Source organism: Leptolyngbya sp. CCNP1308, assembly GCF_034932455.1.
GTDB lineage: Bacteria > Cyanobacteriota > Cyanobacteriia > Phormidesmidales > Phormidesmidaceae > Nodosilinea.
The window spans coordinates 1-712 of sequence record NZ_JAYGIH010000069.1; the positions used below are offsets into that span (position 1 = coordinate 1).

Genomic DNA, 712 nt, shown 5'->3' on the forward strand with positions numbered 1-712 from the left:
CCCTAGCCCAAATTGGAGCCTATATTCAGGCCGACCACGGCCATGTGGCGGCCCTACCTGACGCCGCTGCCCCGCCAGAAGGAACGATGCAAGTTACCCACCAGTGGTACCGCCCCAACTGCCCCGTGGTGCGCCAAATTCCCGCTGCCATTCCGATGGCGGCGTTTCCATGGGCTACGGCGGCGCTACTGCGGCGGGAGGTGATCAACGTGCCCCAGGTGGGGGCGCTGCCCGCCGACTGCGCCACCGATCGCATCAGTTGGCAGAGGTTGGATGTCGGGGCCGTGCTGTCTGTGCCCCTGGTTCAAAAGACTCGGGTGGTGGGCTACGTAGGGTTTCTTACCCTGGGCCGACCCGCCGCGTGGGATGGCAATACCCAGCAGATGGTGCAGGTGCTGGCCCAGACCATTGCCTCTGCCCAGTATCGGCTGCAGGCCGAGCGCCTGCTGGCCAGGCGAGAGGCCCAAAGCTGGGCCATATTCTCGGTCATGCCCGATCTGCTGATCCGTATGGGAGCCGACGGCCGATACCGCGAAGTGCTGAGTCAAAATCACCCTTTGGACGTTGTTCCATCCCAGAGTCGGATTGGTCGCCACGTGTCGGAGATTTTGCCCGCCGACGTGGTTGAGCTCAATCTTCAGGCCATCAGCCAGGCCCTGGCGACCCATGAGGTGCAAACCCACGAACAGCAGATTTTGGTGGGAGATCGCCT

At 63.2% G+C, this 712-nt stretch carries 1 protein-coding gene; it reads left to right on the plus strand.

Annotation, left to right across the window (positions count from 1 at the left end):
• A partial coding sequence (locus VB780_RS14270) for a GAF domain-containing protein (protein WP_323351829.1) occupies window positions 1-712 on the plus strand: 712 nt, incomplete at both ends.